The 26,153-nt window shown below is 56.8% G+C and carries 31 protein-coding genes and 1 other RNA gene; 14 read left to right on the forward strand and 18 right to left on the reverse strand.

Features of this window, described 5'->3' with window-relative positions; translation table 11 throughout:
- The first annotated feature begins 122 nt into the window (after positions 1-122).
- Genes B1757_RS03260 through B1757_RS03270 form a run of 3 tightly spaced genes read left to right on the forward strand, consistent with a single transcriptional unit; the run spans position 123 to position 2,545 of the window.
- The gene (locus B1757_RS03260; RefSeq protein ID WP_101536958.1) at positions 123-548 is read left to right on the forward strand and encodes a MarR family winged helix-turn-helix transcriptional regulator; all 426 of its coding nucleotides are present in this window, start codon (positions 123-125) and stop codon (positions 546-548) included.
- On the forward strand, positions 545-2,101 hold the full coding sequence (locus B1757_RS03265) for a DHA2 family efflux MFS transporter permease subunit (RefSeq protein ID WP_101536959.1): 1,557 nt from the start codon (positions 545-547) through the stop codon (positions 2,099-2,101). Before B1757_RS03260 ends, B1757_RS03265 begins: the two co-directional genes overlap by 4 nt.
- An 18-nt stretch (positions 2,102-2,119) precedes the next feature.
- Complete coding sequence (locus B1757_RS03270; protein ID WP_101536960.1) at positions 2,120-2,545, forward strand: universal stress protein; 426 nt, start codon at positions 2,120-2,122, stop codon at positions 2,543-2,545.
- A 59-nt stretch (positions 2,546-2,604) separates the two neighbouring features.
- Here the strand turns inward: B1757_RS03270 and B1757_RS03275 are convergent, their stop codons facing one another.
- A complete protein-coding gene (locus tag B1757_RS03275) occupies positions 2,605-3,636 on the reverse strand; it encodes an agmatine deiminase family protein (RefSeq protein ID WP_101536961.1) in 1,032 nt (343 codons plus the stop codon).
- 84 nt (positions 3,637-3,720) lie between these two features.
- On the opposite strand from B1757_RS03275, the gene B1757_RS03280 reads away from it, so the two are divergent.
- Genes B1757_RS03280 through B1757_RS03290 form a run of 3 tightly spaced genes read left to right on the forward strand, consistent with a single transcriptional unit; the run spans position 3,721 to position 5,442 of the window.
- Complete coding sequence (locus tag B1757_RS03280) at positions 3,721-4,428, forward strand: pseudouridine synthase (protein WP_101536962.1); 708 nt, start codon at positions 3,721-3,723, stop codon at positions 4,426-4,428.
- Positions 4,429-4,430: 2 nt separating this feature from the next.
- Positions 4,431-4,880 carry an NUDIX hydrolase gene (locus B1757_RS03285; protein WP_101536963.1) on the forward strand — a complete coding sequence of 150 codons (450 nt, stop codon included), beginning with the start codon at positions 4,431-4,433 and terminating at the stop codon, positions 4,878-4,880.
- Positions 4,881-4,935: 55 nt separating this feature from the next.
- Complete coding sequence (locus B1757_RS03290; protein ID WP_101536964.1) at positions 4,936-5,442, forward strand: RNA pyrophosphohydrolase; 507 nt, start codon at positions 4,936-4,938, stop codon at positions 5,440-5,442.
- On the opposite strand, the gene B1757_RS03295 is transcribed toward B1757_RS03290, so the two are convergent.
- The 5 genes from B1757_RS03295 to mrdA form a co-directional block, all read right to left on the reverse strand.
- Positions 5,439-5,843 (reverse strand): YidB family protein, encoded by a 405-nt coding sequence (locus B1757_RS03295; RefSeq protein WP_101536965.1) that lies wholly within the window; start codon positions 5,841-5,843, stop codon positions 5,439-5,441. The genes B1757_RS03290 and B1757_RS03295 overlap by 4 nt on opposite strands.
- 136 nt (positions 5,844-5,979) lie before the next feature.
- Entirely contained in the window at positions 5,980-7,071 is a 1,092-nt protein-coding gene (gene ychF / locus B1757_RS03300) for a redox-regulated ATPase YchF (RefSeq protein WP_101536966.1), read from the reverse strand.
- A gap of 9 nt (positions 7,072-7,080) precedes the next feature.
- Complete coding sequence (pth, locus tag B1757_RS03305) at positions 7,081-7,650, reverse strand: aminoacyl-tRNA hydrolase (protein ID WP_101536967.1); 570 nt, start codon at positions 7,648-7,650, stop codon at positions 7,081-7,083.
- 6 nt (positions 7,651-7,656) lie between these two features.
- Positions 7,657-8,265, reverse strand: coding sequence for a 50S ribosomal protein L25/general stress protein Ctc (locus tag B1757_RS03310; protein ID WP_101536968.1), 609 nt, complete (start codon positions 8,263-8,265; stop codon positions 7,657-7,659).
- A 12-nt stretch (positions 8,266-8,277) separates the two neighbouring features.
- Positions 8,278-10,248: a penicillin-binding protein 2 gene (gene mrdA, locus B1757_RS03315; RefSeq protein ID WP_101536969.1), complete on the reverse strand. Its 1,971-nt coding sequence runs from the start codon at positions 10,246-10,248 to the stop codon at positions 8,278-8,280.
- 89 nt (positions 10,249-10,337) lie between these two features.
- Here mrdA and B1757_RS03320 point away from each other — a divergent pair, with 89 nt between their 5' ends.
- From B1757_RS03320 to B1757_RS03335, 4 genes are all read left to right on the forward strand, one after another.
- Complete coding sequence (locus tag B1757_RS03320; RefSeq protein ID WP_101537008.1) at positions 10,338-10,577, forward strand: hypothetical protein; 240 nt, start codon at positions 10,338-10,340, stop codon at positions 10,575-10,577.
- A 19-nt stretch (positions 10,578-10,596) separates the two neighbouring features.
- Positions 10,597-10,911 (forward strand): cell division protein ZapA, encoded by a 315-nt coding sequence (locus B1757_RS03325; protein WP_101536970.1) that lies wholly within the window; start codon positions 10,597-10,599, stop codon positions 10,909-10,911.
- 8 nt (positions 10,912-10,919) lie between these two features.
- A non-coding RNA gene (ssrS, locus tag B1757_RS03330) (6S RNA) lies at positions 10,920-11,100 on the forward strand.
- 2 nt (positions 11,101-11,102) lie between these two features.
- Positions 11,103-11,705: a 5-formyltetrahydrofolate cyclo-ligase gene (locus tag B1757_RS03335; RefSeq protein WP_253253683.1), complete on the forward strand. Its 603-nt coding sequence runs from the start codon at positions 11,103-11,105 to the stop codon at positions 11,703-11,705.
- A 26-nt stretch (positions 11,706-11,731) separates the two neighbouring features.
- Here the strand turns inward: B1757_RS03335 and B1757_RS03340 are convergent, their stop codons facing one another.
- Genes B1757_RS03340 through B1757_RS03355 form a run of 4 tightly spaced genes read right to left on the reverse strand, consistent with a single transcriptional unit; the run spans position 11,732 to position 15,369 of the window.
- Positions 11,732-12,379: a LysE family translocator gene (locus B1757_RS03340; RefSeq protein WP_101536971.1), complete on the reverse strand. Its 648-nt coding sequence runs from the start codon at positions 12,377-12,379 to the stop codon at positions 11,732-11,734.
- Positions 12,376-14,148, reverse strand: a complete 1,773-nt coding sequence (locus tag B1757_RS03345) for a M61 family metallopeptidase (protein ID WP_101536972.1) — start codon at positions 14,146-14,148, stop codon at positions 12,376-12,378. The genes B1757_RS03340 and B1757_RS03345 overlap by 4 nt, the downstream gene beginning before the upstream one ends.
- A gap of 15 nt (positions 14,149-14,163) precedes the next feature.
- On the reverse strand, positions 14,164-14,709 hold the full coding sequence (locus B1757_RS03350) for an isochorismatase family protein (RefSeq protein ID WP_101536973.1): 546 nt from the start codon (positions 14,707-14,709) through the stop codon (positions 14,164-14,166).
- Positions 14,710-14,715: 6 nt separating this feature from the next.
- Complete coding sequence (locus tag B1757_RS03355) at positions 14,716-15,369, reverse strand: protein-L-isoaspartate O-methyltransferase family protein (RefSeq protein ID WP_101536974.1); 654 nt, start codon at positions 15,367-15,369, stop codon at positions 14,716-14,718.
- 141 nt (positions 15,370-15,510) lie between these two features.
- Here B1757_RS03355 and B1757_RS03360 point away from each other — a divergent pair, with 141 nt between their 5' ends.
- Both B1757_RS03360 and B1757_RS03365 read left to right on the forward strand, forming a co-directional pair.
- Positions 15,511-16,449 (forward strand): MlaD family protein, encoded by a 939-nt coding sequence (locus B1757_RS03360; RefSeq protein ID WP_101536975.1) that lies wholly within the window; start codon positions 15,511-15,513, stop codon positions 16,447-16,449.
- Between the two features lie 3 nt (positions 16,450-16,452).
- A complete protein-coding gene (locus B1757_RS03365; RefSeq protein WP_101536976.1) occupies positions 16,453-17,094 on the forward strand; it encodes an ABC-type transport auxiliary lipoprotein family protein in 642 nt (213 codons plus the stop codon).
- On the opposite strand, the gene B1757_RS03370 is transcribed toward B1757_RS03365, so the two are convergent.
- From B1757_RS03370 to glgA, 7 genes are all read right to left on the reverse strand, one after another.
- On the reverse strand, positions 17,088-17,564 hold the full coding sequence (locus tag B1757_RS03370) for a universal stress protein (RefSeq protein WP_101536977.1): 477 nt from the start codon (positions 17,562-17,564) through the stop codon (positions 17,088-17,090). The genes B1757_RS03365 and B1757_RS03370 overlap by 7 nt on opposite strands.
- On the reverse strand, positions 17,557-19,311 hold the full coding sequence (locus B1757_RS03375) for a proline--tRNA ligase (RefSeq protein WP_101536978.1): 1,755 nt from the start codon (positions 19,309-19,311) through the stop codon (positions 17,557-17,559). Before B1757_RS03375 ends, B1757_RS03370 begins: the two co-directional genes overlap by 8 nt.
- Positions 19,312-19,496: 185 nt before the next feature.
- Positions 19,497-20,444: a L,D-transpeptidase family protein gene (locus B1757_RS03380; RefSeq protein ID WP_253253684.1), complete on the reverse strand. Its 948-nt coding sequence runs from the start codon at positions 20,442-20,444 to the stop codon at positions 19,497-19,499.
- Positions 20,445-20,553: 109 nt separating this feature from the next.
- The gene (locus tag B1757_RS03385; protein ID WP_101536980.1) at positions 20,554-21,624 is read right to left on the reverse strand and encodes an FIST domain-containing protein; all 1,071 of its coding nucleotides are present in this window, start codon (positions 21,622-21,624) and stop codon (positions 20,554-20,556) included.
- Complete coding sequence (gene nth, locus B1757_RS03390; RefSeq protein ID WP_101536981.1) at positions 21,606-22,253, reverse strand: endonuclease III; 648 nt, start codon at positions 22,251-22,253, stop codon at positions 21,606-21,608. Before nth ends, B1757_RS03385 begins: the two co-directional genes overlap by 19 nt.
- Before the next feature lie 57 nt (positions 22,254-22,310).
- Positions 22,311-22,727: a hypothetical protein gene (locus tag B1757_RS03395; protein ID WP_101536982.1), complete on the reverse strand. Its 417-nt coding sequence runs from the start codon at positions 22,725-22,727 to the stop codon at positions 22,311-22,313.
- 143 nt (positions 22,728-22,870) lie between these two features.
- Positions 22,871-24,322, reverse strand: a complete 1,452-nt coding sequence (glgA, locus tag B1757_RS03400; protein ID WP_101536983.1) for a glycogen synthase GlgA — start codon at positions 24,320-24,322, stop codon at positions 22,871-22,873.
- Positions 24,323-24,439: 117 nt separating this feature from the next.
- Here glgA and B1757_RS03405 point away from each other — a divergent pair, with 117 nt between their 5' ends.
- Complete coding sequence (locus B1757_RS03405) at positions 24,440-25,009, forward strand: 3-deoxy-D-manno-octulosonic acid transferase (protein WP_101536984.1); 570 nt, start codon at positions 24,440-24,442, stop codon at positions 25,007-25,009.
- A gap of 29 nt (positions 25,010-25,038) precedes the next feature.
- Here the strand turns inward: B1757_RS03405 and B1757_RS03410 are convergent, their stop codons facing one another.
- Complete coding sequence (locus B1757_RS03410) at positions 25,039-25,410, reverse strand: DoxX family protein (RefSeq protein WP_216360812.1); 372 nt, start codon at positions 25,408-25,410, stop codon at positions 25,039-25,041.
- Positions 25,411-25,602: 192 nt separating this feature from the next.
- Here B1757_RS03410 and B1757_RS03415 point away from each other — a divergent pair, with 192 nt between their 5' ends.
- Positions 25,603-26,097, forward strand: a complete 495-nt coding sequence (locus tag B1757_RS03415; RefSeq protein WP_253253685.1) for a group I truncated hemoglobin — start codon at positions 25,603-25,605, stop codon at positions 26,095-26,097.
- The last annotated feature ends 56 nt before the right edge of the window (positions 26,098-26,153 follow it).

The raw sequence follows: 26,153 nt of genomic DNA on the forward strand, positions 1-26,153 counted from the left end.
AACGCAGCCTGTCCGGGACAAGCCTCTGTCAGTGTTGTCCCGTTCCTGCGTTATTTTTTCTTGAAAAAACATAGATACCTAAGTATAAGTGCTCTATGTGTTTGTTTTTTGCGGACTGACGGATGCCACTTGATCAAATGCAACAGGACTTTGCCCTGGCGCTGCATGATACTGCCCTGGATCGGCGTCTGAAAGGACTGGGCCTCAGTCAGGCGAGCTGGATGAGTATTGCCTATCTGGCCAAGGCCAGTGAACCATTGACCCAGACAGAACTGGCGCATTGTCTCTCGGTTGAGCAGCCGACCGTGGTCGCCATGCTCGATCGTTTGCAAAAGGCCGGTCTGATTCGCCGGGAAGTGGATGCCCATGATCGCCGCATGCGCCGGATTCGGCTTACCAACGAGGGGGCCCAGGTGTACACAGAAGTGCAGCAGGTGGCACAGGCGTTCCGTCGAGAAAAACTGCAGGATATGGATGCGGAAATACTGCGTCAGATGACGAGGCTGCTTCATGACCTGCAGCAGCGCCTGGAAGAGCCCGGCGCATGAGCCTGGCATCGGACGCAATTGCTTCGAATCGTGGTCTGAATCGCGGCCTCATTACCCTGTCCATCATGCTGGCTACCATCATGCAGACCCTGGACAGCACCATCGCCAATGTGGCTCTGCCCCATATGCAAGGTAGTTTGTCGGTTTCCCTCAATCAAATTGGCTGGGTGCTGACGTCTTATATTGTGGCGACAGCCATCGCCACCCCACTGACCGGCTGGTTGGTGGACCGCTTTGGTAAGCGCACGATTTTTCTGGCCTCGGTGGCGGGCTTTACCCTTTCTTCCATGTGGTGCGGCATCTCCACCTCTCTTTTTGAGATTGTCCTCGCCCGGGTATTTCAGGGGGCTTTTGGCGCCGCCCTGGTGCCCCTCTCCCAGACCACGCTGTTGGACATCAATCCTCGGGAAAAACAGGGCTCAGCCATGGCCCTGTGGGGCATGGGGGTGATGGTCGGACCCATTGTCGGCCCGACCCTGGGGGGCTGGCTCACTGATAGCCTGGGCTGGCGCTGGGTGTTTTTTATTAATGTGCCGGTGGGGATGATGGCGCTCTGGGGCATCTGGAATTCCTTCCCCAAGGATGCGCCAGGACGTGGGATGCGCTTTGATATGGCCGGCTTTGTCAGTCTAAGCATTGCCATTGGTGCTTTGCAATTACTGCTGGATCGGGGGCAGCAACTCAACTGGTTCAGTTCGGTAGAAATCTGGGTGGAAGCCTATCTGGCCGGTTTCGGAGCCCTCTATTTCCTCTGGCATACCTGGCGGACACCACCGGAACAGTCATTTTTTGACTATCGATTGATTCTGAACCGTAATTTTGTGACCGGGCTATTGTTTATTTTCATTGTCGGCGTGGTGCTCTTCGCCTCCCGTGCCTTGATTCCCACGATGCTTCAGGACCTCATGGGCTACACCGCCGAGGCGGCAGGCTGGGTGACGGCCCCCAGTGGTTTGGGGACGATGCTGGCCATGCTCATTGTCGGGCGTCTAGTGGGCAAGGTGGACTTGCGGCTCCTGCTGGCCATCGGTTTTGGCATCACCGCTTTCTCTCTTTGGCAAATGCAGGGTTACAGTCTGGTGATCAGTCAGGCGGACATCATCTGGCCCGGTGTCTGGCAGGGGCTGGGGATTGGTCTGGTATTCGTGCCCTTGAGTACGGCTACCTTTGCCACCCTCGACCCGCAGATGCGGGCCAACGGTACCGCCATTTACAGTCTGGTGCGCAATGTGGGTAGCAGTCTGGGCATTTCCCTGGTGGAAACCCTGCTGACCCGCAACACCCAGATTGCCCACGCCTCGCTGGCGGCGCATATGAACGGACGTAATCCCGGTTTTCAGAATCCCGCCGTGGCGGAGATCTATAATCCTCATAGCAGTCTGGGGCAGGCTTTGCTGAACATGGAAATTACCCGGCAGGCGAGCATGATTGCCTATATTGATAATTTCTGGTTGATGTTGGTGATGACTCTGGCTATTTTCCCTTTATTGTTGATCATTCGCAGTCCGAAGCGCGAAGCCGCCGCTGCGCCGACAGAGCCCGTCATGGATTGACAGGGCGTTGAGGAGCCTATGTACCGGAAAATCATGGTGGCTTACGACGGGAGCGCCTCCAGTGAGCTGGCGTTGCAGCAGGGTGCCGAACTGGCGGTTTTGATGCAAGCAGAACTGCATTTGTTTGGAGCCATTGTCAGCACCGGGGGCATGGCCATTGGTCAGGCGGCGGGTGCCGAAGACTTGCTGGGCCGGGAAGGCAATGCCCTCCGCGCCCGGCTTGCCGCTGCTGCGTCAACCCTTCGGGAAAGGGGGCTCCGGGTAGAGGTCGAGGCGGTCGAGGGTAGCCCTGCGCAAGTCATTGTCCAATATGCACAGCAAATGCATCCAGATTTACTGGTACTCGGACATATTCCCCAATTTTCCTTCGGTCACTGGCTCGAAGGTTCGGTCGCCAAGGCCCTGCTCAGAAGCCTGCCCTGCAGTATTCTGATTGCCAAATAGTGGAAGACAGGAGCCGTTAAAAATGGCGTTGATGGCATTAAACAAGGCTGAAAAGCGCATCACGCCGGTATTTGCATGGTGACACAATGCAGACTGCCGTGTTGCCGGGCGAGCTCCAGGCAGGGAACGGGGATAATCTGGCGATCGGGGAAAGCGGACTGCAGGCGCTGAATGGCGATATGATCGACGGGATCGTCATAAACCGGCATCAATACCGCCCCGTTGATGATGAGAAAATTCGCGTAGGTCAGGGGTAAGCGGTTATCGTCTTCATCCCATTGTGCCTGCGCCCAGGGCAGGGGAATCAGGTGGTAGGGCTGGCCATCGGCACTGTGCAGGGCGCTCAGTTCGGCAGCCATCTGCTGCAGAGCGACAAAATGGCTGTCATTGGGGTCATCGCAGCTCTGGTAGGCGATGGTTCGGGGATTGCAGAAGCGCGCCAGGGTATCGATGTGGGCGTCAGTATCGTCGCCTTCCAGATGGCCGCTGTGCAGCCAAAGCACCCGCTCCATGCCGAGCTGCTGACAAAGCGCCGTTTCAATTTCAGCTGCAGACCATTGGGGATTGCGATTGGCGGAAAGCAGGCAGGCGCTGGTTGTCAGCAGAGTGCCTTGACCATCACTTTCAATGCTGCCGCCTTCCAGCACCATCCCGGAAATTTCCAGAGGACAGTCCCCGAATGCCTGCTGGGCGTGGAGGTGGCGGGTGATCTGATTGTCCAGATCGGCGCGGAATTTGAGTCCCCAGGCATTGAAGGCAAAATCCATCAATTTACGTTGCCCTGCGGCATTTTTGAGGGTAATGGGACCATGATCCCGTGCCCAGGAATCATTGCTGGGCACCAGATGCAGATGACAATGGGCCATGTTGGCCCGGGCATCCTGCAGGCGTTTTTCGCAGTCGTGCAGGCTATTCTGGTCATGACAGGCGATCACCAGATGCTCACGCAGACTGATTTCCCGGGCGATCTGGACAAAAACCGGGAGCACTTGCTCCAGACGCGGCGCCCAGTCGCTTTCGGGGTGGGGCCAGGTCAGTTGCACGCCCCACTGGGGTGCCCATTCGGCGGGGAGGGTGTAGTTTGCCTGCATAGCGGTTTCCTTACTGAAGTGATGTACCCATCATAGGCAATTCAATGGTTTTCGTCAGCCATCCTGACAGGGTAAACTCCGCCCATGGCGCAACATGGCGAACGAGTGGATCATTTGCTCTCCCGACTGGGTTACTGCAGTCGTTCGGAGGTGCGTGACCTGTTGCGCGAAGGTCGGGTGTTGGCGGACGGATTACCGCTGCGCAAGGCTTCGGTCAAGGTGGACCCTGCCAGCTTGCGGGTGGATGATGAGGCCCTGGATCATCCCTATCCCCTTTATGTGCTGTATCACAAGCCGCTCGGCAAGGTCTGCGCCCATGATGATCCCCGTGCCATTTATCAGGATTTCCCGCCGCGCTGGCGGTATCGTCGCCCCAGCTTCAGCAGTGTCGGACGTCTGGATCGCGAAACCAGCGGAGTGCTGCTGCTGACCGACGATGGCGACTGGCTGCATCGCTGGACCAGTCCCCGTTATGCCATCCCGCGCCGCTATCGGGTGTTGTTGCAAAATCCCCTGCGTGGCGATGAAGTGGCTATCCTCGCTTCGGGGTCTTTGCTGCTGGAGGGAGAAAACAGCCCCTGCAAGGCCGCCGAGATGACCCCGCTCAGTCCGGTGGAGCTGCAATTGACTCTCTATGAAGGCCGCTATCATGAGGTGCGGCGCATGTTTGCGGCGCTGGATAACCTGGTATTGAGTTTGCATCGCGAGGCTTTTGGACCCTTCACTCTGGGCGATCTGGCTCCCGGACAGTGGCGGGAACTGACGGAAATTGAATGGCGAGGGGAGGGTTGAACATGGTCTGGAAACCCCATGTGACGGTGGCGGCTGTGGTCGAAGAAGCGGGGCGGTTTTTGCTGGTGGAAGAAATGGTAGAAGGTCGGCGCTGCTTCAATCAGCCCGCCGGTCATTGGGATCCGGGTGAAAGTCTGCTGGATGCCGTCATCCGGGAAACCCTGGAAGAAACCGCTTATGCCTTTGAGCCTGAATATCTCACGGGGATTTATCACTGGGAGCACCCCGGCAAGGACCTGACCTATTTGCGTTTTGCTTTTGGCGGAAAGCTGGGCCCTCAGCGCCAGGACTATGCACTGGACACGGGCATTATCGGCCCGGTGTGGATGCTTCCTGCGGAAGTGGACGCAGCGCACGAACATCTGCGGAATGTCATGGTCCAGCGTTGTATTGGCGATTATCTGGCCGGCAAGCGCTATCCCCTGGAAATTTTACACAGTCTGACAGACTGACGTCCGCTCTGCCGCGTGCTATATTGGGCAAAAGGCATCGGTAGAGACGATGAATATGATAGACGCAGACGGCTATCGCCCTAATGTGGGCATGATTATTTGTAACGAGTACAATCAGGTGTTGTGGGCCAAACGCCGGGGGGAGAACGCCTGGCAGTTTCCCCAGGGTGGCATCGATCGTGCCGAAACGCCGGAACAGGCCATGTTTCGCGAGCTGGAAGAAGAAGTGGGTACGGCCAATGTGTGTATCATCGGTCGCACCCAGGGATGGTTACGCTATGAAGTCCCCTGTTCCCGGCATCGGGCGCAGCGGCGCCGCTATCGCGGTCAGAAACAGATATGGTTTCTGCTGCGCTTTGAAGGAGATGAGGCCGAGATCAACACCTTGACCACCCAGCATCCGGAATTTGAAACCTGGCGCTGGGTGGATTACTGGATGCCGGCCCGGGAAATCATCGCTTTCAAACGCCGGGTTTACTGGCAGGCGCTGCAGGAACTAGCGCCCCTGATCAATGTTGGACCGCCTCCAGCAGATGCTGCGGAGGCGAGGCAAAACGTTTAGGAAAACAGTTTTCCTTTCAGCATGTTAAGACCATCACTCAGCAGATTGCTATCGGCGGGTACTTCGCCGTTGGGCGTCAGCTGATTCACTAGTTCGGGTAAGACCTGGGACAAACCGCTCGCTACCGTATTGGGGTCAATGCCTATTTTACCGGCGATTTGTTGCACGGTATCACTGCCCAGTACCTGCTGGATCTGATCGGCGGTAATGGGTTGATTGGCGCCGTTACTAATCCAGGATTGCACTACATCGCCTAGCCCCTGGCTCTGCAGTTGCTGTACCAGGCCGGACAGGCCGCCCGGCTGATTTTGTACAAAGTGGATGGCTTCGCCCAGCAGGGAACTCTGGGTACTGTCAGATCCACCGCCGAGTGCGGACATGGCTGAATCAAGCAAACTCATGATCATTCTCCTTGAACGTGGTTATAAAACGGGAATTATCCCACTTGATTATTGCCAGTTCAGAGAGAGCTTTTCAAGGAAAATCATCTATTATTTCATGTTGTTGTATTGTTTGTTGTAGGGTGTATGGCTTTCGTCAAACATTAAACAGAAAATTCAGCACGTCCCCGTCATGCACCACATATTCCTTGCCTTCGGCACGCATTTTGCCGGCTTCCTTGGCTCCCTGCTCCCCCCGGTACTGGATGAAGTCGGCATAGGCGATGGTTTGGGCGCGGATAAAACCCCTTTCGAAATCGCTGTGAATCACGCCAGCTGCCTGGGGGGCTGTGGCGCCCACCGGAATGGTCCAGGCTCGTACTTCCTTGACACCGGCCGTAAAATAGGTCTGCAGGCCGAGCAGGCCATAGGCGGCGCGGATGATGCGATTGAGCCCCGGTTCTTCCAGGCCCAGATCCTGCAGAAACGCATTTTGCTCGTCGGGTTCCAGTTCTGCGAGTTCAGATTCAATGGCCGCACAGACCGGGACCACGCTGGCATGGCGTTCAGCCGCCCAGGCTTCCAGAAGAGGACGCCAGGGGCCATCCTGAATTTCGTCTTCCGCCACATTGGCAATGACCATCATGGGTTTCATGGTGAGCAGAAATAATCCGCGTAAGTGGACTTTTTCTTCGGCGCTCAGGTCGAGGCTTGCTGCTGGCTTGCCGCTGTTGAGATGAGGCAGCAGACGGGCCATGGCGGCAGCTTCGGCCACCGCCTCCTTATTCCCACCCTTGGCCTGACGGGCCACCCGCGCCTGACCTTTTTCGACCGTGCTGATGTCGGCTAGAATCAGTTCGGTCAGCACCGTATCGAGATCGGCCACAGGATCTACCTGACCACTGACATGGACTACATTAGGGTCGTCAAAACAGCGAGTGACCAGAGCAATGGCATCAGTTTCACGAATGTGGGCGAGAAACTGGTTGCCCAGCCCTTCACCCTGGGCAGCGCCAGCCACCAGTCCGGCAATGTCCACAAATTCCATGGTGGCCGGCACCACATTCTGGGGTTTGACGATTGCTGTCAGGGCCTGCAGGCGAGGATCCGGTACGGATACCAGGCCGACATTGGGCTCGATGGTACAAAAAGGATAATTTTCCGCCGCGATACCGGCTTTGGTGATCGCATTGAAGAGGGTGGATTTACCCACGTTGGGAAGACCGACGATGCCACAGGCCAAAGCCATATCACACTCCTAATCGCTATGCAGGGTTTTTTGCGCCGCATCGCTGCGCCCCTGGAGAAAGTCCGGGAGAACGGCGAGGCTGCGGTCAATGGCGGCATCTATCGCCTCTTGATCCGCTGCCTGCGGGGCGCCAAGGACATAATGGATGACCGCGTCCTTGTGCCCGGGATGGCCGATACCGATGCGCAGACGCCAGTACTCCCGGGTTCCTAGAGCCCGGTTGAGATCGCGCAAGCCATTATGACCACCATGTCCGCCCGCCCATTTCAGCCGGGCAGTACCCGGGGGGAGATCAAGCTCGTCATGAATGACCAGAATGCGCGCCGCAGGAACCTTGTAAAAAGCCGCCATGGCCTGCACCGGACCCCCGCTGCGGTTCATGAAATCCTGGGGCATGCACATGCCCAGTTGCTGCCCTGAATCCTGTACCACAGCAGCCAGACAATGCCAGCGCGACTCCATACGCAAAGACGCTCCAGTCTTTTCTGCAAAAGTCTGGAGCGCCCAGAAACCAGCATTGTGGCGGGTGCGGGCGTATTCCGCTCCGGGATTTCCCAGCCCCGCCAGCAGCCAGTCCATGTTATCTCACTCGGCAGCTTCGGGCGTTTCTTCCGCTTCAGCGCCGGTACGGGGATTGTGGATGGAGACGACTTCCTTGTCGTCCTCATGCTGCAACGGAATCAGGGTAACGCCAGCCGGTACCTTGATCTGGGACAAATGCAAGCTCTCGCCCTTTTCCAACTGGGCAATATCCACCTCAATGGCTTCGGGCAGACGGTCCACAGGGGCTTCCACTTCGACGTCATTCAGGGCCCGATGTAATACACCACCGGCCTTGAGGCCGACACAAGTATTTTCGTGGAGGAAGTGAATGGGCACATGCAGTCGTACGGTTTCACCCGCATGCACGCGCATGAAATCCATATGCAGGACTTCTTCCTTGTAGGGATGCATCTGGATGTCGCGAATCAGGGCCGTTTCCTTGCCCTTGGGGAATTCGAGGGTGATGACATGGGTATAGGCGCGTTCGTCTGCCAGGAGCTTGCGCAGCAGGCGGGCTTCGATGCTGAGGCCGGTTGCCGGTTTGTTGTCTCCATAGAGTACGGCCGGAACCATGCCTGTACGGCGCAAACGGCGGCTGGGACGACGCCCGTTTTCTTCACGCGGCATGGCCGCAATCGCAAAATCTGTCATTTTCAGGACTCCTTATTGTATCGTGGATTGAGCGGGGCGAGGGTTGACAGAACCTTTCTCCCCAAGACTGAGGGGCGCATCATAATGCGCACTTGCGTTTTGAGCAAGCTTTGCCGGTGTTTTTGCCGGTCTTGGAGCTGCTGTTGCCGCAGCTGCGTTTTGCGACGTTGCGGGGGAGGGGTTTTGATCGGGTTGCAAGTAGGCCTTGATGACCGCCCGTGCCACCGGCAGGGCCTGCCAGGCGTTGTAACCGCCATTTTCCACTACCACGGCCACGGCAATTTTAGGGTGATCCAGAGGAGCCCAGCCGATAAACAGAGAATCATTGTTGTAAATGGTGCGACCATTTTTGTAACCCATGGGCACCTGTGCCGTCCCGGTCTTGCCGGCAATGCTGATGCCGGGAATGCTGACCGTGTGGCAGGTGCCGGTATTGACACAGGCTTCCATGCCTAGATGTACCGCATGCATGGCCTCGGCGGAAATATGCAGATTTACCGGCGCGGCATTGGGAATGGGGATGGTCTTGCCGGTTTGCGGATCAATGAAAGCCTTGGCAACCTGGGGCTGAACCAGGTATCCGCCATTGGCCAGTGCCGCTACGGCGCGTACCAGTTGCAAGGGTGTTTCCAGCAAATAGCCCTGACCGATTCCCAGAATCACCGAATCTCCGGTATACCAGGGGGCATGGAGATGGGCCCGTTTCCAGGCCGGAGTGGGTACCAGACCGCTGGCCCCACCGGGCAGGTCGATGGGGGTTCTTCGGCCGAAACCGAAGCGCCACAGGGTTTGGTCCTGCATGGTTATGCCCATTTTGACGGCCAGCTTGTAGTAGAAAACGTCCACGGACCAGGCCAGCGCCTTGGTGATGCCGGTGTCGCCGAACCCACCCCGGTTCCAGTCCCAGTAAGTGTGTCCACCCAGCTGGTAATTGCCGGGACAATAGGTGTGAAAGTCAGGACTGATCACCCCCTCCTGGATGGCCTGGATGGTATAAAAAGGCTTCGCGCAGGAACCCGGCGGATACAAGCCATTGTCGGCGCGGTTCATCAGCGGGCGCCCTGGATTATGGAGCAGGGATTGCCAGTGCGCGTTGCTGATGCCATCCACAAACCAGTTGGCATTGAAGCTGGGACTGGTCACCATGGCGAGAATGCTGCCATTTTGGGGATTCATGGCGATGACCGCACCGCGATAGTCTTTAGCATGCAGGGCCTTGGCTCCCGCTTCCTGCACCCGCAGGCGCAGATGGGTGATCAGGTTGCTGCCGGGATGGGCAGCAATCTGGCGAAGGGTGCCGACCGGCAGGCCACGGGCGTTGATGTCCTTGATTTCATAACCCATGCTTCCACGCAGCTGACGCTCGTAGTAGCGTTCCAGGCCGTTTTTGCCAATATAATTGCGGCCTACATATTGGCTGGCATGAAAATGCTTGAAATCGGTTGCGGTGAGCGGCCCCACATAGCCCACCACATGGGAAAACAAGGCATCGTAAGGATAATGGCGATGCAACATGGCAACAATGCGAACCCCCGGTAACTCCAAGGCACGGACAGACACCGCAGCAATTTGCGTCGGATTAAGGTCTGCCTTGAGAACGATGGGATCAAAGCTCGGTTTTCCAGCGCGACGTGCCGCAAATTGCTGGAGATCCTCCGGGCTCAAATCCAGTAGTTCCTGTAAATATTCGAGGCACTGCTGCAGATGCGGCACCTGATCGGGAGTGATTTCCAAGGCGTAGGTGGGGAGATTTTCGGCCAAGACCTCACCATGATCGGCGAGAATCAAACCGCGTGGCGGTGACAACGGAACCAGTGCCACATGATTGTCGTAGGCCAGTTCGCGAAAGCGGGAATAGTGCAGCACCTGCAGATCCACAATCCGCAAGACCAGGGCCAGTATGGCCAGAAGCATGAGAATAGCGGCCACGCCCAGGCGAAAGCGAAAACTGCGGGTACGTTTTGAAGATTCAGATAAGGGCATGGGCGCAAGAAACCTGCTTCAATTTGCAAATGACAGAGGCGCTTCGTACACTCGGTATTGGAATGTCCAGCTAAAAAGTGGGTGGCGCAGTGTTAGAATCCCGATTCGAGTCCCTGTTTGCAGAGTTGGAGAATGCTATCACGGATTATCGCGGATTGCGTCGTCAACGGGAAGGTGATGGCCGCAATCCCCATTCTGTGCAAACTTTGCAGTCCCAGATTCAAAAGCTGAAGGCGGAAAATCGCAGGCTCCAGGAGCGTCAGGAAGAAATTTGTGTGCGCCTGAATGCGTTGCTGGCACAGGTCAACTGCTGGGAAAACGACCTATAAAATCATCAGGGAGAAGACGGTGTCTGAAGCAAAATCCTCAAATTCCATCAGGCAGATTACGGTCACCCTGTTTGATCAGCATTATCAGGTGCCCTGTGCGGAAGAAGAACAGGATCTTTTGCTGGAGGCGGTGGGGCTGCTCAATCAACAGCTGGAAGTAACCCGCAGCCGTGGCAAGTTGCTGAATCGGGAAAGAGCCGCCTTGATGGTGGCCGTGAACCTGGCGGCGGACTTGCAGCGGGCCCGGCAAGCCTTGGAAGAAAGAGAGCAAGAGCTGCGGCTGGTGGAGCAACGCCTGCAGCAACTGGTTGACAGAACCAGAGGGGCAGAGTAGCTTGAACTTGCCTCCTGCGAGGCACGAGTGGCCGAGACGATTCCTGAACCAATACTGTCTATCCAGGGAGTCCCCAGTCATCATCGTGGTGTGCAGTGCCCTTGCGGCGTAGCCTAAAGCGATGTGTGGATTCCCACCTGTTCATCAGGTTCTGGGGGTAGCGGGCCGCACGACCATCGCGGGAGGTTTTTTTGTTTTCAGACGTGACCAAAAACGCGTTACGAAAAGAAATGCGGCAGCAGCGCCGTTCCCTTTCTCCGCAGGCATTGCAGCAGGCTTCCCTGAGTCTTTGCCGGCAAATTCTCCAGCTTCGGCACTACCAGAAAGCTCGGCATATTGCCCTATACTGGCCCATGCAGGGTGAAATCAATCCGCTGCCACTGCTGTATCATCGGCGCAGCAGGCACAAACATTTTTACTTGCCCGTACTCTCCGGTAGCTTCGCCCAAAAACTGCGCTTTGCGCCTTTCCACGCCAACAGTCGGATGCGCCTGAATGCTTTTCGGATTCCCGAACCCCAGGTGGCCGCAGTAACATTGCTCGTACCGCAGGATCTGGACCTGCTGATCTTGCCGCTGGTGGCTTTTGATGCGGAAGGTTACCGTCTGGGCATGGGCGGAGGATTTTATGACCGCAGTCTTGCCAGCTTGTCCCATCGGCAACATTGGCAACATCCCCGTCTGTTGGGTGTGGGTCACGCCTTTCAGCAGGTGGCGCATATTCCCCGCGAGCCTTGGGACGTCCCCCTCGGCATGGTGTGTACCGACCAGGCCTGTTACCGGATACCGCTCTGAACGGAAAGGTTTTCTGGATGAATCGCCTAGTTCTCGTTCAGGGTTGCCATTACAAAAAGAGTGATACCCAGGGTCATGAAAATACTCCCCGTAGCGCGTTGCAAAATCTGGTTTGCGCGAGGAGTACGTAACAGGCCACTGATTTTTGTTCCCAGTTGTGCATAAACCATATACCAGCTCATTTCGATGAGCCAGAAGGTAAAAATCAACTCCGCAAATTGTACCCACGGGTTTGCATGTGGGCGCATAAACTGAGGAAGAAGGGCTACGGTAAAGAGAATGGCTTTAGGGTTGGTGATGGTCACCAGCATCCCGGTGCGATACAAGGTCGCGGGACTTTGTGCTTTTAATTGCGCAGTAGCCAGACCGGAAAGCGTTTCCGGGCCATGGCCGGCGGCTTTCCAGGCTCGTATCCCCAGATAAATCAGGTAAGCAGCCCCAATCAGGCGCACCAGATCAAAAATACGGGGCCAGGTTTGAAAAAAAAGTCCCAGGCCGCCTGCTGACAGGGTGATCATCAGCAACAGGGCGCTCATGCACCCTGCCATAGTGGCCATGGAGCGCTTCCAGCCATACAGGGCACCATGGCTCATCACCAGCATCATGTTGGGGCCTGGAATGGCGGAAATTACCATGACGGTGAGAGCATAAAATATCCAGACATGCAGGCTCATGCCGGAGAAAGCCAGGCCTCACGGCGGGCGCGCACGACGGCATCGACGTCCTCCAGACATTCCAGCCAATAGGTGTCCTGCACGGGGGTGACCGGTATGATCTGCGTACTGTAGAGTACGTCATCACGAAAATACTGCAGTTGCATCGGGCAGCCCGGAATGCTACTAGCGATTTTTTCGGCGAATTTTTCCGCTGTGGCCCGCTGTCCCTCCAGGGCGATGATGATATCCTCAGGAGACAGGCCCGCCTGTTCGGCCGGGCTGCCGGAAAGTATCTGACGCAATTGCACGCCCAGGACATGGGATTTCCAGTGCGCACCGATCCAGGCTGCAGGTAATACGCTGGCATCTTCACCGCCTGCATCACTGAGGCTGCTGGCGGGGCGCTGCTGCAGGGCGATGCCCATACGCGCCAGCAAGGCAGCCAGAGGCAGTTCGGCGCGTGCTTCCAGCCAGCTTTGTATCTGAAACGCCATGTCAGCTCCGGCGAGATCGGCGATCAGTGACAAGGCGGCACCTTCCGGCAAAGGCTGCTTGGTCTGTCCGTAATCCTTCCAGAGGCGGGCGAGCAGGGTGTCCAGGGACAGCTTGCCAGCGCTATCCAAGCGCAAGCTCAAGTCCAGACACAGGGCCAGCAGTGCGCCCTTGTTGTAGTAACTGATTTCAAAATTGGCGCTATTGACGTGGGGATGATAGAGCTTGAGCCAGGCATCTTCGCTGGATTCGGCAATACTTTGCAGCAATTGACCGGGGCGGCGCTGCAGACGGGTCCATTCCTTGCCCAAACCCTGTAAGTACTGTTCGGTAGAAAGGAGTCCCGCCCGGCGCAGGCACAAATCGTCATAATAGGAGGTGATGCCTTCAAATACCCATAAATCCCGGGAGAGCTCCGCCTTATCCAGAGCGCTGGAGCTGAACACTGCAGGCCGGATCGCCTGAACCAGCCAGCTGTGAAAATATTCATGGCTGACCAGCCCGAGAAAGCGGCGATAATTTTGCGGGTCGCGACCGTTGAGATCATCCCGGGCACAAACGAGGGCACTGGAGGCCCGGTGTTCCAGACCCCCATAGTCATTGCTGCGCGCTTTGCAGAGAAAATGGTATTCCGCAAAGGGAGACTCCCCCCAGAAATCCTGCTGCCAGGTGCAGATGCGGGCGAGATCACGCCCCAGCGCTTGCAAATCGGCGTCATGGCTCCCCTGAATCAACATGTGGTGAGGGAGTCCTCCGGCTTCAAAATTCAGCAGGGTGAGGGTACCCATCAGCATGGGATGATCGATGAACGCCCGATAGTTCTCGGCCTGAAAATCTCCCCACCCCCAGGTTTCTCCGGAAACGCGGGGCATGGCTGTGCCTAATTGCCAATGCTCCGGGCCGCTGATGGACAGGGTATGGCCGCGCTCTTCTTGTCCCAGCACCCGCAAAAACAGGGCAGGGCCGTTAAAAAATCCACCGAGATGATCCAGAAAGGCGGTGCGGACCGATTGATCCAGAGCATATACCCGGTAAGTGACCCGCAGCGGTCCACGAATGGCGCCACTGATCCAGCGATCTGTGGCGATTTTGTGCAAACCAATGGCTTCTCCCAGAGATTCAGCGGTAATCTCGGTAATATGCCGGGCCAGATCGCGGATGGTATAGCTGCCCGGAACCCAGGCGGGCAGTGCCAACACCTGCCCTTCGGGATCGGGTTCAGCAATGTCCAGCACCACCCGAAACAGATGGGCGTTGGGTTCCAGTTCGATGGTGTAGTGGATGGGGGAATGCATAGGGATAACTCCGTTTTAGCGCCAGGCCGGAGCCAGGCTGCGAAATTGGGGATGAGATGCATCCCCAAGCCATTCATAAAAAACTGACTCTGCTACTGCTACCGGAATACCGGCCTGATCCAGGCGCCAGAGGGCGGATTCGGCCTTGCCGGGGTCACGGCTCGCGCAGGCATCGGCGACGACAACGGGTTGCCAACCGGCGTGCTGCAAGTCCAGGGCCGTTTGCAGGACGCAAATATGGGTTTCCACCCCGGTAATCATGACTTGCGGGTGAGGCTGATGTTTTTCCAGCCAGTCGCGAATGTCCGTATCCCGCCAGCAGGAAAAAGCCGTCTTGGCGAAAGTTTGCGGACAGTTTTCGCGCAGGTCATCACGAATCGGACCTAGACCCTGGGGATACTGAGCGGTCGCCAGGCAGGGAATTTCCAGGGCCGCCGCCGCTGCCAGCAGACGCGTACTGTTCTGGATGACCGTATTGCGCGTCAGCTCAGGAATAGTGTTGAGCAGGCGGTCCTGCATGTCGATACTGAGAAGCAGGCTCTGCCGGGCCTCTATGCGCATGTTCTTTCAAAAAACAAAAGGGCGAGGTGCCGGTGTATGACGCAGGGGCGGGACTTCGGTTTCAAAAAGATCGCTGCTTTCATAGGTGTCCTGTTGGGTCCGGGTAATGCGCCTCATCCGCATGGCCGGGCCCGTTCCGACGATGGCGAGCAAACGCCCGCCCACCGCCAATTGTTCCTTGAAAATATCAGGCAAAACTGGCAGGGAGCCGGTAATGCAGATGGCATCATAAGGTGCGTGGCGGTCCCAGCCTGCGGACCCATCGCCCACATGAATTTGGGCGTTATGAATGTCCTGCACGCGCAGATGACTCTCGGCCTGCTGGGCCAGATCAGATCGGTCTTCAATGCTATGCACCATGCCGGCCAGGCGCGCCAGCAGTGCCGTCAGGTAGCCGGTGCCGGTGCCAATTTCCAGCACCCGATGATTTTCTTGCAAATCCAGTTCCTGCAATACCCGCGCTTCCATTTTGGGCGTCCACATATACTCACCGTGGGCAATGGGCATGGCGAAATCCGCAAAGGCCAGATGGCGATAGGCGGTAGGGACAAACAATTCTCTTTTGACTTCCGTGACAATGGCTAGAACACGCGGGTCGAGCACATCCCAGGTGCGAATTTGCGTGTCGATCATGGTACGGCGCAGGGTATCAAAATCCATGGCTTACAGGGGCTCCAGTGAGTTTGCCTCATTTAGTCATGGGTTTTCGGGCAAGTCAATTGTTTGTCCTGCATGCGGAGGATTGGCTTGTCCCGTTTCCTGTGCTCCAATAGGCAGATATTAAATACAGGAGTCACCTTCTTGGAAAGCCGTGCACACGCCTTGGTTGCTATCGTGTTTTTGCTGGTACTGGGCGTAGCTGTGGTCATTGTCGGCCTGTGGATGCATCATGGTGAAAAACCCGGGATAAATTTTGATGTGATATCGCCTTATAGTGTGACCGGCCTCAGTCTCCAGGCGCCGGTGCGTTTCAAAGGCGTGCGGGTAGGCGAGGTGACGGCCATCGGTCTGGATCCCCAGAATCCGCGTTTGATCCGGGTGAGAATCAAGGTGGACAAATTCACTCCCATCACCAAGGCGACTTTCGCAGTACTGGCTCCCCAGGGGGTCACCGGTCTCAGTTATTTGTCGCTGACGGATAAGGGCACCGATTTTGCGCCCATTACCCGCAAGCCGGGGCAGGTCGCCGAAATCCCCATGCACCCGAGTTTTTTTGAGGTCCTGTCGCGCAATGGCGAATCTTTGGTCAGTCATGGCAATGAACTGGCCATACGCTTGAATGACCTGCTCAATGATCAGAATCGGGCGCGTTTCGGACAGACCCTGACCCATCTCGATCAGGCCACTCAGAACCTCGTAAAAATGGAAAATGCTCTGATGCCGGCTTTCAAAGCGCTACCGGCCATGGTCGCGGCAACCCAGTCCACCATGGACGCCAGCCACCAGCTGATCCAGCATTTGGATGTACTGGCAGTGAATGCTCAGAAACCGCTGGCCAGCGCGACCCAGGCCGCAGCAGCCTTGCAAAAACTGAGCACTGCCAGTGAACAGGCTATCAATACCCTCAATTACCAGACCCTTCCCCAGGTCAACCGGCTGACCCAAAGCCTGTTGCACAGTAGTTCAGAGCTTTCTGGTCTGGGTCAGTCCTTGAAGCAATCACCCCAGTCCCTGATTTATGGCACCCGGGGGCCGCCGCCCGGCCCCGGCGAGCCGGGTTTTTCTGCAGGAGCACACTGATTCATGTTCATTACGCCAAAGCAGCCTAGCTGGGGTGCCCTTCGTCTGGGAATTTTAGCGGTCATGGTGTTTGCCGGAGGCTGCGCTGCTGCTACCCCCTGGCAGACGCCTTACAACATCAATGGGTTCCATCCTGCTGCGCCGGATGGCGGTAAGGTATTTGCGCATGCGCCCACGGTGGTCTTGCAGTTGGCTCTGGTGAGTGCGTCGCCCTGGCTGGATACAGATGCTTACCAGTACCATCTGCTCTATCAAAATCCCCAGATGCTGCTGTCCTATCGGGATGCGCGCTGGGTGGGCACTCCCGCCGCCATGATGGACGCGCGTCTGTTGCAGCAGCTACAGCGCAGTCACGCCTGGAAGGCGGTACTCTCCGGGCAATCCAGTGCTGCAGCGCAATATGTACTGCAGGTGCAGCTGACCAATTTTGTAGTTGATTTCAGTACTGCGCAGGCGGGAACAGCACTGGTGGCGGGCATGGCCACGCTGGTGAATGCCCATGACTATCAGGTCATTGCCCAGCAGCAGTTTACGGAAAGCGTCGCGCTGAGCAAGGCTTCTGCAGCGGGTGGCGCCAGCGCCATGGCCAAGGCCAGCAATGACTTTGTGAACGCCGTGACAGATTGGGCTGCCCGGGTTCAGTGAAGGGCTTTGATCACTAGCACCGCACAGTGGGCGTGGTTGAGCACATCATTGGCCACCGAGCCCAATAAGAGTCGTCCCAGACCACTGTGACCATGGCTGCCGACCACCAGCAGGTCGGCAGCGTGGGTCTGGCCATAATCGGCGATGGCTCTACCGATATTATCGGCGCTTTCCTCCAGGACCACTTCCGCCTTCAGACCTTGTGCTTCGAGGGTTTTCTGCAGCTTGTGCATTTCGGCATGAGCCAAATGCAGCAGCTTTTCCCGGATATCCAGAGTCGGCGGGAGAATTTCTTCGGGCATCTGCAAGTTCAGCATCTGCGGATTAAAAACATGCAGCACGGTCAGTCGGGCTTGGTGCAGCTGTGCTTCCCGGGCAGCGGCCATGACCACTGATTCCGCCATTTCAGAGAAGTCCACCGCCACCGCCACATGCTGCACCGGGAATGTATCTGTAACCTTATTATCCATGGGCTTGCTCCTGATGCTTCTGTTGCTCCTGATCTGCGGCGCCGGACAAGCCGGCAGCCAGCTGTGCCATGAGTTCGGTTTCACTCAGCAGGGTGTTTTCGGTGGCGCGTCTGGCCCTATATTCCCAGACATTCTGGGCCAGTACCTTGTCACTGACCACCACTCGATGGGGTAAGCCGATCAGATCCATGGTCGCAAACTGGACGCCGGGGCGCTCGTCCCGGTCATCGAGCAGCACGCTGTAGCCCGCTTTTTCCAGGCGATCATGCAAAGCCTGCGCCGCCGCCGCCACTTCTGGAGACTTGCGGGCATGGATGGCGACAATGCCCACATCAAAGGGCGTCAATGCGGCAGGCCAGATAATGCCCCGATCATCAAAATGCTGTTCCACCGCCGCCGCCGCCACCCGGGATACGCCAATGCCGTAACACCCCATGGTCACCAGTGCATCGCGGCCACTTTCATCCAGCACGCTCAGCCCCATTTTTTCGCTGTAAGTCTGGCCCAACTGGAATACATGCCCTACCTCGATGCCGCGACGAATGCCGAGTATGCCCTGCTGACAATGGGGGCAGGCATCACCGGCTGTCACCTCGCGCAGATCGGCAGCATCCGGGCGAGGCAAATCGCGCTCCCAGTTAAGGTTGATCCAGTGCAGATCGGCCATATTGGCGCCGGAACTGAAATTGCACAGACCCAATACCCGCAGGTCGGCCAGAACGGGCAGGGATTCGGGCAGATTTTTGGGGCCGATGAAGCCCACCGGCGCGCCGGTAGCCGCCTCGGCTTCTTCGGGGGTCGCCATGCGCAGTTCATCCACCTGCAGGGCATGGGCGGCCTTGATCAGATTCAGGCTGTCATCTCCGCGCAAGAGCAGCAGATAGGGCTTGTCCTCGGCGAGTACCAGCACCGTTTTGACGATTTTGCTGGTGGCAATACCCAAATGCTTTGCCTGCCCGTTGACGCTGCGAATCCCCGGGGTAGCAACTTGCGCGGCTTCCAGCAAGGCTTCCTGCTCGGCAGCCGGGGCCGGACTGCTGGCTTTTTCCATATTGGCGGCATAATCGCAGTGGCTGCAGGACACAATGGCGTCTTCGCCGGAATCAGCCAGCACATGAAATTCATGGGAGCGCTTGCCGCCAATGGCCCCGTTGTCTGCCTCTACCGCCCGAAAATCCAGTCCCAGACGGGTAAAAGTCCGCTGGTAAGCGTCATACATGCTCTGGTAGGTGATTTCCAGAGAAGCATGATCCATGTGAAAGGAGTATGCATCTTTCATGATGAACTCCCGCCCCCGCATCAGGCCGAAACGCGGCCGGATTTCATCGCGGAATTTGGTCTGGATTTGATAGAAATTGACGGGCAGTTGCCGATAGGAATGGATCTCGCGCCGGGCCAGATCGGTAATGACCTCCTCGTGGGTCGGGCCCAGGCAGAAATCGCGCTGATGACGATCCTTGAGACGCAACAACTCCGGCCCGTATTTTTCCCAGCGCCCCGACTCCTGCCAGAGCTCCGCCGGTTGCACTACCGGCATCAGTACTTCCTGGGCACCGCTGCGGTCCATTTCCTCGCGGACCACCCGCTCGATCCTGCGCAGTACCCGTAAGCCCAGGGGCATCCAGGTATACAGTCCCGAAGCCAGACGGCGGATAAACCCCCCGCGCAGCAACAGTTGATGGCTGACAAGTTCAGCCTCGGCAGGGGTTTCCTTGAGGGTGGGGATGAAAATCTGGCTGGCGCGCATAAAAATCTCGAAGGTAAAAGTAGCGCACAGTGTAAGAAAGGGGCTGGCACAAAGGAAGAGGGAATGATCAACAAGCCAGGTGTTCGCCTGCAAAAAATGCGACTGAAGTGCCCCGGGTTCAGTGAAGCGAGAGCAAGCCTATGACGGGATGGGTGGCTTGACGCCGTTGGGGGTATTGCTGTCGCTTAAAGCGGTTCCGGAATCCCGTTGGCTGCTTTCAGCCAGCCTTGGGCGATACGGGAGTCAATCGCCTTGCCGGGAGGTAGATGCTGAGTCAGCCAGGCAGTGAAAGCCTCTTGAGTCTGTGCTGCAGGTGCTTCGCTCGTCTGGGAAAAAATCTGCAGGTAATCATGGCCGTTGTCATGTCCCAGTAGCCAGGGTTGGTTGACGATCAGGACCGGGGTACCGGCAGGCACTTTGGCAAAAAGTGCGGCAATATCTTCGGGGTAGAGCCGGATGCAGCCATGACTGACGCGCATGCCAACGCCCCAGGGCTTGTTGGTGCCGTGAATCAGGTAGCCGGGCAGGGCCAGGCGCAGGGCAAATTGCCCCAGTGGGTTGTCGGGACCCGCAGGAACAACTGCTGGCAGGGGGTCGCCATTTTCCGCGTGTTCCTTACGGATGCTTTCCGGAGGCGTCCAACTGGGGTTGGCTATCTTGACGCTGATGCGGGTTTTACCCAGCGGGGTTCCCCAGCCTTCACGGCCGACCCCGATAGGGTAGGTGATGACTTCAGATGGCTGTCCTGCCTGGGCCGGTGGATAATAAAACAAGCGCATGGCGGCCAGGTTGATGACTATACCCTGACGGGGAGCGTCGGGCAGGACATACTCCGTGGGCAGCACAATGCGGGTGCCTTCTCCCGGCAGCCAGGGATCGACTCGGGGGTTGGCGGCGGTAATCTGGTCGTAGCCGAGATCATATTGCCGGGCAATATCTGAGAGGGTGTCTTCATGACGGGCGGTAACGCTTTGAATGGCGCCTACCATGTTGTCACCAGCAGAAGGCAGTAAATAGGTGCTCGCTCGGGCTACGGTAAAGCCGAACATCATCAGCAGGAAAAAAAAGATGACGGAGCGTTTGTCGGGCTGGCGCATGATGAATCTTTTCTGGCAGTTGGCGTATTTAAACATTCAAGCACATTTATTAGGCATGAACCAAGGTGTGCTCAAGATGGAGATGCAACAACTATGGGCCAATATGACCTAATTTGGTTGAAGATGGGCGAAAAGTATGGGCAGATCAAGTAGATTCCACTGCCGTCCCTGAAAACAAAGTGTAAACCTTGCTGTAGCGCAAGAAATGAGCACGTTGATGGCGGGGGAACAGCTCCCCCATACCATAGGCGCCAAGCATGGGTATATCCGGATACTGCTCCCGCCAGATACTTAAATCCCGATCATCCTGCCCAAAAAATCCGGCATCTCGTCCGATGGAACTGGAGATCCAGGCGAAAAGGGGTGGATGACTACTCGCTGACTGGTCCAGGACGATGCGGGTATCGCGTTCGGCAATGGCCGGATCGCGCAGGCTGAGAAAAGCCCGGGCGTGATCAGCCAGGGGCCTTTCCAGCCAGAGCCCGCTGCGATTGAGGTCGGTAGCACGGATATGCAGCCATTCAGGTGGCGCATCGGCTAAGGCGTCGGCACGGATTTCGCCCACGAGCAGTTGTTCCAGCGGCAGGCGGCTATCCTTGCGGATGCTGACGGGAATATTCTGGGCGAGCAGGGGCAGGGCCATATAGCGTTCCAGTTGCAGAAGCAGGCTGCCTTCCTGCAGATGCACCGGTAGCGGTGCGCTCAGGGTGCGTAGGCCAGCGGACCAGAGGCTCTCGGTGCTGACTCCCGAAAAGCCCAGTTCCAGGTTGTCGCGGGGGCTGGCCTGATACCAGAAACGCCCGCTCCGACTGCTGAGGCTGCCAAAGCGGGGAGCTTGCTTCAGCCAGTCCCCTTGCAGGTGCTCCAGACGGCCCCAGGCCAGGGCAGCATGGTTTTTTTGCGGAGCTTGCGGGATCAATCCCAGCGGGGCGCAAAGGAGAAGGACGGCGCAGGCGTTTTCTCCGAGCGCCTGGTTTTTTTCGGTAAATATGCCCGGAAAGGTGCCGGTAGCTATTTGCAGGCAGGAGAGCGCCCGCATCTGTTGCTGCAGCATGGCTGGACTGATGGCCACCAACGTCGGGCTGAACAAGAACAAAGCGCCTGTAATGCGCTGGCCGGAGAGCTTTTCCCGGGCTTCGGCGATGGCTGATTGGAGCAGGTCTGCCGGAGTCTGAGGGCCGCATGCAAAGCCGCTGGCTACTTTCGCTGGACCCACAGTACCTTGTCGGGCCAGGCGCAGCAGTGGTAGAGCGCGCAGCGTTCACAGTGAGGACGGCGCGCGGTGCAGGTATAGCGGCCATGCAGAATGAGGAGATGATGGGCATCCTGCAGATATTCGCCGGGTACCTTTTTGAGCAGGGCTTGTTCTACCGCAAGTGGCGTTTTACCGGGAGCGATGCCAATCCGATTACCAACCCGGAAAATGTGGGTGTCCACCGCAATGGTGGGTTGTCCAAACTGGGTATTGAGCACCACATTGGCGGTTTTACGGCCGACCCCGGGCAGGGCTTCCAGCGCTTTGCGCTCTGCGGGTACTTCACCGTGATGCTGGGCCAGCAGTTGTTCAGCCAGGGCATGGACATGCCGGGCTTTGGCGTTGAACAGACCAAGACGGCGAATATGCGCTTTGATGCCTTCCTCGCCCAGGGCAGCCATGCTAAGGGCATCGGGGGCAGCGGCAAACAAGGTGGCAGTACAGAGATTGACGACTTTGTCGGTACTCTGGGCAGAGAGCACAACGGCTACCAGCAGTTGAAAGGGGCTGGCATAGTGGAGTTCGGTGCGGGGTTCAGGGATGCTGGCGCGGAGCGCGGCAAAGCACTGTTTGACGTGTTTGGCATCCATAGGGTTTTGACCGGTCAGCAGCTGAAGTAGACGCGCAGCTGCTGACCGGCAGGATAATCAGACGTGACGGTAACGACCGATTTCCGGTACTTCGGCGCGGGGATGGCTGGCGGCCACTTCATTGGCGGCAGCAATCCATTCTTCGTGATCGTGTTCCAGGGCGTGCATCATGTCAGAATCCAGTTTGGGCAGAATGTTGCCCTTGATGAGTTCACCCAGATCCAGCATCCGGGTAGCGACTGCGTAGCCATGCAGATGGAAATCGTGACCGGCATGGGTACCGAAATGATCGCCGGCGAACAATACGCCCTTGGCCGCCTTGAGGTCAGGATCATTCATGACGTAGTCCTTGGCCCATTTGTACCATTCTTCCAAGTATTTTTCCTGGGCTTCGAGACTCCAGTTGTGGGCTTCAAAAAAGGCAAACACGGATACGCGGTTGGCTTTGCCGGAAAAGGGGAAATGACCTGACATCGTGCGACTCCTCATGCATGTGGGATAAAAGTCATCGCAGCATTGTAGCGGTTTATGGCTCTGGCGCAACGTAAAAGCTTTTTTACGGGGATAATGATCTCCAATGACCTGGTTTTCAGAACGGTATGACCATGTTTTGGGTTTTATGGGCGTGCCAGAATCTGCTGATAAAGCCGCTGATAAGCCAGGGCTGAGTGCTCCCAGCTGTAGTTTCCGGCCATGGCCTGTTGCTGGAGCCGCTGCCAGGCTGCTGGTTGCTGGAAGAGGGCTGCAGCACGGAGTGCTGCATGGTGGAGGTCGTCACTGTGGGCCATGCTGAAGACAAAGCCGTTGCGTTCGTGATCCCGGGCAATATCGCCCGCATCCACAACAGTATCGGCCAACCCGCCGGTCTGGTGGACAATGGGGAGTGTTCCGTAGCGCAGGCTGTACATCTGGTTGAGGCCGCAGGGCTCAAAGCGGGAGGGCATGAGAAAGGCGTCGGCACCCGCTTCAATGCGGTGGGAAAGTCCTTCGTCAAAACCAATGTGGACTGCCAGACGACCGGGATGGATGGCGGCCAGTTCCTGCAATCGGGCTTCGAAATGCTTTTCGCCGCTGCCGAGAATGGCCACCTGCATGCCGCGCTGCAATAAATCTGGAAGCACGTCGAGGACCATGTCGATGCCTTTCTGTTCGACCAGGCGGCTGATCATGCCCAGCAGGAAAGTATCCGGTTGTGATTCCAGGCCAAGTTGCTGCTGGAGCTGGATTTTGCACTGACTTTTGCCTACCAGATTGCGGGCATGATAATGGGCCGGAAGATAAGGGTCGGCGCGGGGGTTCCAGTGCACTTCGTCCACTCCGTTGAGAATGCCGCTGAGCTGGCTGGCGCGTTGCTGAAGCAGTCCTTGCAGTCCCATGCCAAAAGCGTCAGTCTGGATTTCCTGCGCATAAGTCGGGCTGACGGTGCTGAGCCTGTCGCTATACACCAGGCCAGCTTTCATAAAGGAAAATGCCCCGTATAATTCCGTTCCCTGCCAGTGAAAATCGGCGCCGGGCAGATGCAGCTCATTCATGATGGCCGGGTCGAAACGGCCTTGATAGGCGAGATTATGGATCGTGAATAGAGTCGCGGGCCGGGTGCTACCCACCCGGGTTTCCAGTTCCAGCAGATAGGGGATCAGCCCGGTTTGCCAGTCATGCACATGGACCAGATCAGGGCGCCAATCCAGGCCCGATATCCGTCCCTGGGCCAGTTCCACCGCCACCCGGTTGAGCAGGGCAAAGCGCCGGGGGTTGTCGGGCCAGTCCTGGCCCAGGGCGTTCTGGTAGGGACCGCCCTCCCGTTCGTAATAGGCGGGATAGCGCAGGAAATAGACCTGGGGGCGGTTTGTGGTTATCCAGAGCTCGGCTGGCTCATGGGTGTAGGGCACGTTGACGGCGCAAAGACGATGCATTTCGTTTTGCTCGGGACGGCCATACCAGGGGACCAGCACCCGGATATCATCTCCCAGTTGCTGCAGAGCGAGGGGTAAGGCTCCTCCGACATCCGCCAGGCCACCAGTTTTGGAGTAGGGCACCATTTCCGAAAGCACGAAGAGGATTTGTAACATTTTGGGTTCTTCAGTGAGTGACTTGTTGCTAACATATCACAAATCACTTTTTGAATGATGGCCTCAGGTCGCCTATGATCGGACGAGCTATAAATCCGCAGCGAAGGAGTGGGTGGGATGGAGTGGTGCGAACGCTTTAAGGAGTATCGGGATCGGGAACGCTGTGTCGTGTACTTTCCGAATTTGCATGAAGGAGAAGACGCCGAAGCCTACGGCATTTTTCTGAGCTTGATGCGGGTGAAAATGGGCATCATGATTCTTGCCCCCGACCGGGAAGAGCGTTATGAACCGGTATACCGCGACGCCATCAAGTATCATCTCCAGACTATTCGCCACAGTCGCCTGTTTACCAGTTATGTACCGCTGAAGACGCGGGTATATTTTGTAGAAACCGTTGATGTGCGCGATGCCTTTTATCCCTGCGCGGATTTTTGTGTGCCCGGAGGCACCCTGGCGGGCGGGGCTGTAGACCTCGCCAAACCCATTGCCGATGGTTGCCCGCTGATTCTCGGCCCGAAAATGCCCGATAATGCGCTACGCCAAGGATTGCTGGGCGCGGGCGGGGCCGTTTGGGCGCAGGATAATAATCAGTTGATCGATCTTGCCAAGGCCTGGCTGGCTGACCCCGCTGCGGCAAAAGCTGCTGCGGAAAAGGCGCGGGAGTGGTGGGCGCAACATGGGGCATGAAATTTCAGGACGGCTGCCTGCTCACCCTGCTAGTGGAGTCGCCATCTTATTTCGCTGGACCAACTGATCATCCACAAAAAAACGAGTTGAAAGACGAGCCGGGCGTTGAGTGTCCAGGGAGCTATATCTGGATATTTTGATGCATGCATTGCCATGTAAACATTGGCTGGCGTCACTGCAATGGTTAAACAGAAAAGACCGAATCCGGCATAGGATCTGGTCTTTTTTGATAATAATCCCAGGGCTCCGAGCATTTCAAGAAAACCGCTCACATAAACATCGGCAACATGCCAGGGGATATAGCCCGGAATTATTTTCGCTTCACTGTTTGTAAAGATGAAATGTGCCAGGCTACCGATAAAAAACCATATAAATACAAAGCTCAAAATAATCTTTTTCACCAATGCTCCCTGTTTGGATGGTTTCCTTCAGGCCAGCCAGTCATATTTCTGTCATGGCAATGATTACGTGGAATAGGCTGATCTGGATGCAAAAAATCCTGCCGCATCCGTCTGCCCAAAAAATCCGTATTTATCTTTGTAGGGGCAATTGCCTTCCATGTTGAAGCTGAAAACGATGTTAAGGAGAAGTCAATGAAATGTTTGAGATCAGGAATTGCAGTAGTGATAGCAGGATTGGCGGTGAGCTTCGCGGCTCCTTTGGCTGAGGCCGCTCCCAGTGCTGCATCGGTGCAGCGGGCAGATATCAAAATGCCGATTCAAAATCATATTGATGCTTTTGGTGGCAAGTCCGGAGTTAAAGCGCTCATTAATACGTTCGTTGGTTATGTGGCGGCAGATCCCCATATCAATTATTATTTTGCCCATACCAACATCAAGGCCCTTAAATATAATCTGACGCAACAGGTTTGCGAAGTGGTGGGCGGACCCTGCACCTACACTGGTCCGACCATGACGGCAGCGCACAAGAACTTGCACGTTACCACAGCAGCATTCAATTATTTGGCGCAGGATATGATCAAGGCGATGGATCAACGGGATATTGCCAAACCAGCGCAGAACTATCTTTTGGCGCAACTGGCAGCCATGGAACCGCAAATTGTTACGGCCAATGGTCCGTTGGGTTAATACCCGAGGGGTTGCTTATTCATTCAGGTTCTGATGACGGGGTTTACGTTTAATTT

The sequence above is a fragment of the Acidithiobacillus marinus genome (assembly GCF_002847505.1).
GTDB classification, from domain to species: Bacteria; Pseudomonadota; Gammaproteobacteria; order Acidithiobacillales; family Acidithiobacillaceae; genus Acidithiobacillus; species Acidithiobacillus marinus.

Coding starts and splice junctions, on each gene's coding strand:
- B1757_RS03340 (WP_101536971.1), bottom strand. CDS start 12,379: ATGAGCCTGCATGTCTGGATATTTTATGCTCTCACCGTCATGGTAATT.
- glgA (WP_101536983.1), bottom strand. CDS start 24,322: ATGTTACAAATCCTCTTCGTGCTTTCGGAAATGGTGCCCTACTCCAAA.
- mrdA (WP_101536969.1), bottom strand. CDS start 10,248: ATGCCCTTATCTGAATCTTCAAAACGTACCCGCAGTTTTCGCTTTCGC.
- B1757_RS03370 (WP_101536977.1), bottom strand. CDS start 17,564: ATGGATAATAAGGTTACAGATACATTCCCGGTGCAGCATGTGGCGGTG.
- B1757_RS03290 (WP_101536964.1), top strand. CDS start 4,936: ATGATAGACGCAGACGGCTATCGCCCTAATGTGGGCATGATTATTTGT.
- B1757_RS03310 (WP_101536968.1), bottom strand. CDS start 8,265: ATGACAGATTTTGCGATTGCGGCCATGCCGCGTGAAGAAAACGGGCGT.
- B1757_RS03295 (WP_101536965.1), bottom strand. CDS start 5,843: ATGAGTTTGCTTGATTCAGCCATGTCCGCACTCGGCGGTGGATCTGAC.
- B1757_RS03380 (WP_253253684.1), bottom strand. CDS start 20,444: ATGTTTAAATACGCCAACTGCCAGAAAAGATTCATCATGCGCCAGCCC.
- B1757_RS03395 (WP_101536982.1), bottom strand. CDS start 22,727: ATGTCAGGTCATTTCCCCTTTTCCGGCAAAGCCAACCGCGTATCCGTG.
- B1757_RS03350 (WP_101536973.1), bottom strand. CDS start 14,709: ATGCGCATAGAGGCCCGGCAGAGCCTGCTTCTCAGTATCGACATGCAG.
- B1757_RS03275 (WP_101536961.1), bottom strand. CDS start 3,636: ATGCAGGCAAACTACACCCTCCCCGCCGAATGGGCACCCCAGTGGGGC.
- B1757_RS03280 (WP_101536962.1), top strand. CDS start 3,721: ATGGCGCAACATGGCGAACGAGTGGATCATTTGCTCTCCCGACTGGGT.
- ychF (WP_101536966.1), bottom strand. CDS start 7,071: ATGGCTTTGGCCTGTGGCATCGTCGGTCTTCCCAACGTGGGTAAATCC.
- nth (WP_101536981.1), bottom strand. CDS start 22,253: ATGGATGCCAAACACGTCAAACAGTGCTTTGCCGCGCTCCGCGCCAGC.
- B1757_RS03405 (WP_101536984.1), top strand. CDS start 24,440: ATGGAGTGGTGCGAACGCTTTAAGGAGTATCGGGATCGGGAACGCTGT.
- pth (WP_101536967.1), bottom strand. CDS start 7,650: ATGGACTGGCTGCTGGCGGGGCTGGGAAATCCCGGAGCGGAATACGCC.
- B1757_RS03285 (WP_101536963.1), top strand. CDS start 4,431: ATGGTCTGGAAACCCCATGTGACGGTGGCGGCTGTGGTCGAAGAAGCG.
- B1757_RS03265 (WP_101536959.1), top strand. CDS start 545: ATGAGCCTGGCATCGGACGCAATTGCTTCGAATCGTGGTCTGAATCGC.
- B1757_RS03355 (WP_101536974.1), bottom strand. CDS start 15,369: ATGGATTTTGATACCCTGCGCCGTACCATGATCGACACGCAAATTCGC.
- B1757_RS03260 (WP_101536958.1), top strand. CDS start 123: ATGCCACTTGATCAAATGCAACAGGACTTTGCCCTGGCGCTGCATGAT.
- B1757_RS03375 (WP_101536978.1), bottom strand. CDS start 19,311: ATGCGCGCCAGCCAGATTTTCATCCCCACCCTCAAGGAAACCCCTGCC.
- B1757_RS03270 (WP_101536960.1), top strand. CDS start 2,120: ATGTACCGGAAAATCATGGTGGCTTACGACGGGAGCGCCTCCAGTGAG.
- B1757_RS03345 (WP_101536972.1), bottom strand. CDS start 14,148: ATGCATTCCCCCATCCACTACACCATCGAACTGGAACCCAACGCCCAT.
- B1757_RS03415 (WP_253253685.1), top strand. CDS start 25,603: ATGAAATGTTTGAGATCAGGAATTGCAGTAGTGATAGCAGGATTGGCG.
- B1757_RS03365 (WP_101536976.1), top strand. CDS start 16,453: ATGTTCATTACGCCAAAGCAGCCTAGCTGGGGTGCCCTTCGTCTGGGA.